The organism is Neisseria sp. 19428wB4_WF04 (assembly GCF_015235335.1).
In the GTDB taxonomy this organism is placed as follows: Bacteria; Pseudomonadota; Gammaproteobacteria; order Burkholderiales; family Neisseriaceae; genus Neisseria; species Neisseria musculi.
Genome location: NZ_JADGLG010000105.1, coordinates 1 through 1888, shown reverse-complemented (window position 1 = coordinate 1888; position 1888 = coordinate 1). Strand labels below are relative to the sequence as shown.

Annotated in this window: 2 protein-coding genes; both read right to left on the bottom strand. The window is 52.5% G+C overall.

Annotated elements, in window-relative coordinates; genetic code table 11:
* A partial coding sequence (locus IR141_RS12350; protein WP_167743218.1) for an ATP-binding protein occupies positions 1-359 on the bottom strand: 359 nt, incomplete at its 3' end.
* Positions 349-1881: an IS21 family transposase gene (gene istA / locus IR141_RS12345; RefSeq protein ID WP_135037720.1), complete on the bottom strand. Its 1533-nt coding sequence runs from the start codon at positions 1879-1881 to the stop codon at positions 349-351. The genes istA and IR141_RS12350, both read right to left, overlap by 11 nt.
* Positions 1882-1888: the final 7 nt, after the last annotated feature.

Below are 1888 nucleotides of genomic sequence, written 5' to 3'. Positions count from 1 at the left end.
ATACCCAGTGCTGTGGCAATATGCGTTTTGCCCGTACCCGGTCCGCCTACCAACACCACATTACGCTTCTGTCTGATATAGTCCCCGCCCAAAAGCAGTTCCAAGGCCGGACGGTGTATCAAACTCTGCTCAAAATCGAAGTCGGCCAAGCTGCGGTGTTGCGGAAACCTTGCCTGGCTAATCCGGTTTTGGGTGCTTCTTGCGGTTTTAGCTATATGTTCGGCAGTCAACAACCGCTCCAGAATGTCCAGCGTACCCCGTTTACGGCGTATGCCGTCCACTACGATTTCATCCCACTGCTCCGCCATCGCACCGAGTTTCAACTCTTTCAACAGTCCGGCCAAACGTTCATGCTGCATGATGCTTCTCCTTTATCGTATCCGTTTGTTTGCCCGACAGACTCAGTAAGCGGTCATAACGGCTGCAATCAACTGACGGCGGGACGGTAAGCGGGATGTCCCTAATATGGAAACGGGGTGGCGGCGGTTCTTTCAGACGGTTGATGATGTTCAAGACCGCCTCCGGAGTCGGCATACCTTCATCCAATGCCAATTCCGCTGCAGTCAATGCCAAGTCGGCATCGTATTCGGCCATCAGGTTCAGCAGTTTGACCATCACTCGGTCTCCTTTGGGCTGCTTAAGCAAACAGGCTTTCAAACGCTCTATGACGGGTGGTAGTACCCAGCCGGTGAAAGCCCTGCCGTCTCTTAACGCGCCGGGTTTCTTTTGCAGATAGGGCAAAAAGTGCCAAGGGTTATAGCTGGTGCCGTCTTTCACAAAGCTGCGCGGATGTTCGGCAATGCAGTCGGTATCGCTACAAAAGCGGACGGTCTGTGCGCCGATATAAACCCTAACCGTATTGCCCGCCCATCTGACCGGTACGCTGTAACGGTGGCGTTCGACGGTAACCAAAGATTGGTTGCTGACTTTGAGTATCTCCAAACGTTCTGCCGGATAGGGACGGAAAGCAGCCAACGAATGCTTCTCCCTTTCCCATATGTCGTTAACCGGCTGCCTATATTCGGGATGTTTGTGCTGCCTCATCAGCCGCAGGCATTGCTGTTGCAGGTAGTCGTTGAGAGAGGTAAAGGAATCAAAAGCCAAAGTCGGTTTAAACAATCTTTCGTGCAGGTGGCGTATCTGCCGCTCGACCTGGCCTTTTTCCCAGCCGGAAGCAGGGGTGCAGGCAACCGGTTCAATGAGAAAATGGGTCATCATCTGTAAAAACTGCGCGTTAAATTCTCTCTCCTTGCCTTTGCCGATGCGGGTAACGGCGGTCTTCATATTGTCGTAGATACCGCGGGCAGGTACGCCGCCGAAAAAAGCGAATGCGCGGTTGTGTGCATCCATCAACATATCGGCTTTCTGATTGGGATAAGCACAAACGAAAAAAGCCCTGCTGTGGCATAAGCGGAAATGGGCGATATTCACCTTGACGGTCTGTCCGGCCAAACAAACGGTTTCGATACTCCAGTCAAACTGATAAGCATCACCCGGGGCAAAAGCCTGAGCCATAAAGACCGGAACCGGTTTGGGTTGGTGCTGTTGGCGGAATTTGCGGATAAATACGGCAACGGCGCTGTACTGTCCGGCATAACCTGCATCTTTGAGGCGTTCGAAATGTCGACGGGCAGAAAGGTGTTGCTGTTTGGGCAGCTGGGCTTCTTGGAGCAACTGTTGGGTCAACACATCAAGAAAAGGACCGAGCTTGGGGTAATGGGTTTGTTCTCTGCGGTAGACTGGGGAGGCGACGGTGGCGTGCTGCAGATATTTGGCGACTGTATTGCGGGAGAGTTTGAGTTGTTTGGCGATTTCACGTTGTGAGAGTTTCTGTCGGTGAAAAAGCCGGTGCACTTTTGCGATGGTTTCCATGCATAACATCCAGGTT

Bases quoted from the DNA above. Each gene is read 5' to 3' on its own strand.
- istA (WP_135037720.1), bottom strand. From the start codon at position 1,881: ATGTTATGCATGGAAACCATCGCAAAAGTGCACCGGCTTTTTCACCGA.